We start from the raw sequence: 4,209 nt of genomic DNA on the forward strand, positions 1-4,209 counted from the left end.
GGCACCGCATCGGCCAGCAGGGTTTGTCGGCCAGATCGGTCATTGGCTGAATGCCCGGGCTGAAGCCCTGTGGCAGCGGCTGGGCGGCGTTTCAGCCGACCAGAAATCGGCCAATGCCAAAGAGCTGCGCCGGTTGAGGGCCGAAAATGCCAAACTTCGTGATCAGCTTGAGGCCTTTTTGGCTTTGCAGCAGGCTGCAATTCCAGCTGTTCAAACAAGCGCGCAGGGCCGGGCACTGCTGCCCCTGGCCTGACCCAGTGCGCTGCGGCGGCGGCATCAGACGCTCCCGACACGTCATCCCCCCTGCGATGTCGCCGCCGCCCTCTTGCTGTAGCGGGCCCGGCCCCCTAATGCCGCTGCGTGACTTCTCCCAATTTCCTTGCCGCATCACTTTACGTCGCCATTGGCGGAGCCGCAGGCGCGTGGCTGCGCTTCCTGATCGCAGAGCTGTATTCGCGCAGCATCGCCGCCGGTGCATTCCCCTGGGCAACGCTGACAGTCAATCTGGCCGGCAGTCTGGCCATGGGCCTATTGGCGGGTTGGCTGGCGCGGCACGGCAGTGCGGGCGAGCCGTGGCGCTTGCTGCTGGGGGTGGGTGTGCTGGGCGGCTTTACCACATTCAGCGCATTCAGCCTTGAACTGGCCCTGTTGATAGAGCGCGGCAGTATGCTCGCCGCGTTTTCCTATGCCGCGATATCAGTGCTGGCCGGGCTGGCTGCGCTGTTTGCCGGGCTAACAATGATGCGGGTGGCAGCATGAGCACCGAGGTCCGCCAGTTCACCGTAGGCCCAGACGACGAGGGCGTCCGGCTGGATCGCTGGTTCAAGCGGCACCTGCCGCAAATCGGCTTTGCCACAATCAGCCGCTGGGCCCGCACCGGACAGATCCGCGTCGATGGCAAGCGGACCGATCCGGCTGACCGGCTGAGCGCAGGGCAAGTGCTGCGGGTGCCACCCGGCGGCGAACAGGCAGAGCGCGGCCCGCGGATCAAAAAGCCGCTGAGCGAGGATCAAAAGCGCCTGGCCGAAGCAATGGTGATCCGCACCACGCCTTCGGCTTTTGTGCTTAACAAGCCGCCGGGCCTGGCCACCCAGGGCGGCAGCGGCACTCACGAACATGTCGATGGGCTGCTGGATGCCTATATCGAAGGTGATGGTCCGCGCCCGCGGCTGGTCCACCGGCTTGATAAGGATACCTCGGGCGTGCTGCTGATCGCCCGCACACCGGGCAGCGCGGCCCAATTTTCCAAGCACTTCTCTGGCCGCAGCGCCCGCAAGATCTATTGGGCGCTGGTGATGGGCGTGCCCGATATCGAAGATGGGCTGATCGAACTGCCGCTGGCCAAGCAGCCTGGCAGCGGCGGCGAAAAGATGATGGTCGATCAATCGGGAGAGGGGCAATCGGCCCGCACCCGGTACCGTGTGCTTGATCACGCCGGCAACCGCGCCGCCTGGGTTGAACTGCAACCCTTGACCGGGCGCACCCACCAGCTGCGGGTCCATATGGCGGCGATTGGCCATCCGATCGTGGGCGACGGCAAATACGGCGGCAAGGACGCGTTTCTTTCGGGCACGATCAGCCGCAAGATGCACCTCCACGCGCGGCGGCTGGTGATCCCGGCGCCGGGCGGACAGACAATTGATGTGGTGGCAGACCTGCCCGAGCATTTCGCCGGCAGCATGGAAAACCTTGGCTTTGATTCAGCCGATGGCGCCGCCCTGCCGCCAACGCGCACGCCGCCCGATAAAGGCATCAAGAAGGCCCAGGCCAAGGCCCACGCCAAACAGTATCGCAAGGAACGCCGCGGCGAGCGGCACAACCGCGGCCCCGGCGATGAACGCAAAATCCCGGCGCGGCCCAAAAAGAAGTAGCCATGCATCCCAACTCTGCCTTCCGCCATCCCGATCGCGCGCTGCTGGAAACGCTGCTTGAGGAAATCGGTTTTGGAATGATTTTTGCGGCCACCCCGGATGGGCCGCGGGTGGCGCATGTGCCGCTGCTTTATACCGCAGCCGGCACCGTGCAATTTCATCTGGCGCGCGGCAATGCGCTGACCAAGCATCTTGATGGCGCCACCGTGCTGGCGGTGGTCAACGGGCCGGATGGCTATATCAGCCCGCGATGGTACCTTGATGGCGGGGCCGATCAGGTGCCCAGCTGGAATTATGCCGTGCTTGAGCTGGAAGGCCGGGTGCGCCGGCTGGATGAAGCCGGGCTGATCGGCCAGATCACCGCGCTATCCGCCAAACACGAAGCCCGGATCGCCCAGGGCCAGCCGTGGACCATGGACAAATTATCCGAAGCGCGTGCCGCTGGCCTGATCAAGGCGATCGTCGGGTTTGAAATCGAAGTGCAGGCCTGGCGCGAAACGCTGAAGCTTAGCCAGAACAAGACCGCTGAAGATCGCACCGCACTGGCCGATGGCATGGAAACCCAAGGCGCAACCGCAATCGCCCTGATGATGCGAAATCTGACAGAGTGAAATCCCTTAACTCACGCTTCGTCATTCCCGCGCAGGCGGGGACCCAGGGCTGGCCAACTCTGGGTCCCCGCCAGCGCGGGAATGACGAGAAAGTGGGACTGTAACCTTGCTCCCCCGCCTGGCCTTGTTTGATTGCGATGGCACCCTGGTCGATGGCCAGCACGGCGTGGTCCACGCAATGGAGGCCGCTTTTACCCAGTTGGGCCAGCCCGCGCCCGATCGGCATCAGGTGCGCCGGATCGTGGGGCTCAGCCTGCCGCAGGCGATCCGGATGTTGCTGCCCGATGCCTCCGAGGATCTGCGGGCCGATCTGGATGCCGCCTATCGCCAGATTTTCCGCAGCAACCGCGAAAGCGGCCAGCTGGTTGAGCCGCTCTATGATGGGATTGCCGATCTGATCGGGCAGCTGGCGGCGCAGGGCTGGGTGCTGGGCGTAGCTACCGGCAAAAGCCAGCGCGGGCTGGAACACTGCCTGGCCAGCCACGGCATCACCGCGCAGTTCGCCACGCTGCAAACCGCCGATGCCCACCCATCAAAGCCGCACCCTTCGATGATCGATGCGGCGCTGGCTGAAACCGGGGTTTCCCGCGAACGTTGCGTGATGATCGGCGATACCCAATTTGATATGGCCATGGCAGTAAATGCCGGGGTGCGCGCGCTGGGGGTCGATTGGGGCTATCATAGCGTGGAAGAATTGTTCGATGCCGGGGCTGCGGCGGTTGCCACCAGCCCGGCGAATTTGGGAGAATTGCTGCGATGAGCGATGAAGCCGATGCCAAAACCCGCCTGCTGGTAATCACCGCCGTTCGGCTGGCCAGCGCCGCCCTGATCGGGGTGGGCATGGCAATTGTGGCGGGCAAGATCGATATTCCAAGGCCCGCCGGGATCGCCTTTATCGTGTTCGGATTGCTGGAATTGCTGCTGCTGCCACCGTTCCTGATCCGCAAATGGAAATCGCCCGAGAGATGAAGCGGTTCTGGAAACAGGTTACGGTTGAGGCCGCTGGCGGCGGCTACCTGATTGCGCTGGATGGCCGCGCGGTGAAAACCCAGGGCGGCGCAGCGCAAGTGCTGCCCACCCTGCCCGTGGCCAAGGCGCTGGCGGCCGAATGGGCCGGGCAAGGCGAAACGATCGATCCGGCCAAATTCATCCTGCGCGATCTGGCCGATTTCGCAATTGATAGCGTAGCGGCAGACCGCCCAGGCGCGATCGAGACCCTGCTGCGCTACGCCGAAACCGATACGCTGTGCTACCGCGCGGATCCTGAAGACGCGCTGCGCGCCCGCCAGGAAGAACTGTGGGAGCCACTGATCATGGCCGCCGAAGCCCGCTGGGATCTGCATTTTCCCCGCGTAACCGGCATAGTCCACCAGCGTGTCCCCGCCCCGACCCTGGCCCGGCTGTGCAAGGTGCTGGACGCGCAGGATGATCTCACCCTCTCAGCGCTGACCACCATGGCCAGCCTGGCTGCGTCACTGATCATCGCACTGGCTGCGCTTCAGGACGGCGCGGATGCGGACAGCCTGTGGGCGGCAGCCGAGCTGGAAGAGCAATGGCAAGCCGACTTGTGGGGCCGCGAAGAAGAGGCTGAAGACCGCCGGGCGCGGCGGCTTGTGGCGTTTGGCGCGGCGATGGGGTTTGCGGGGTTGGTTGGGTAGCGGGCAAAAGCTGCTAACCCACCTGCCGCAGCCCCTCGCCCAGCGCGAGCGCCGCCGCCATAGCGAGGT

The 4,209-nt window shown here is 64.7% G+C and carries 7 protein-coding genes; all 7 read left to right on the forward strand.

The window, feature by feature from the left end; genetic code table 11:
• Positions 1-253, forward strand: a 253-nt coding sequence (locus ABL914_RS13705; protein WP_391563749.1) for a hypothetical protein, incomplete at its 5' end; no start/stop codon positions are given.
• A 107-nt stretch (positions 254-360) separates the two neighbouring features.
• The gene (gene crcB / locus ABL914_RS13710) at positions 361-759 is read left to right on the forward strand and encodes a fluoride efflux transporter CrcB (protein WP_391563750.1); all 399 of its coding nucleotides are present in this window, start codon (positions 361-363) and stop codon (positions 757-759) included.
• Positions 756-1,871 carry an RluA family pseudouridine synthase gene (locus tag ABL914_RS13715; protein ID WP_391563751.1) on the forward strand — a complete coding sequence of 372 codons (1,116 nt, stop codon included), beginning with the start codon at positions 756-758 and terminating at the stop codon, positions 1,869-1,871. Before crcB ends, ABL914_RS13715 begins: the two co-directional genes overlap by 4 nt.
• Positions 1,872-1,873: 2 nt before the next feature.
• Complete coding sequence (locus ABL914_RS13720; RefSeq protein ID WP_391563752.1) at positions 1,874-2,482, forward strand: FMN-binding negative transcriptional regulator; 609 nt, start codon at positions 1,874-1,876, stop codon at positions 2,480-2,482.
• A 106-nt stretch (positions 2,483-2,588) separates the two neighbouring features.
• The gene (locus ABL914_RS13725) at positions 2,589-3,242 is read left to right on the forward strand and encodes an HAD-IA family hydrolase (protein ID WP_391563753.1); all 654 of its coding nucleotides are present in this window, start codon (positions 2,589-2,591) and stop codon (positions 3,240-3,242) included.
• The gene (locus ABL914_RS13730) at positions 3,239-3,451 is read left to right on the forward strand and encodes a hypothetical protein (RefSeq protein ID WP_391563754.1); all 213 of its coding nucleotides are present in this window, start codon (positions 3,239-3,241) and stop codon (positions 3,449-3,451) included. The genes ABL914_RS13725 and ABL914_RS13730 overlap by 4 nt, the downstream gene beginning before the upstream one ends.
• Positions 3,430-4,140 (forward strand): ATP12 family protein, encoded by a 711-nt coding sequence (locus ABL914_RS13735; RefSeq protein WP_391563755.1) that lies wholly within the window; start codon positions 3,430-3,432, stop codon positions 4,138-4,140. The genes ABL914_RS13730 and ABL914_RS13735 overlap by 22 nt, the downstream gene beginning before the upstream one ends.
• The last annotated feature ends 69 nt before the right edge of the window (positions 4,141-4,209 follow it).

The organism is Novosphingobium sp. (assembly GCF_040079535.1).
In the GTDB taxonomy this organism is placed as follows: domain Bacteria; phylum Pseudomonadota; class Alphaproteobacteria; order Sphingomonadales; family Sphingomonadaceae; genus Novosphingobium.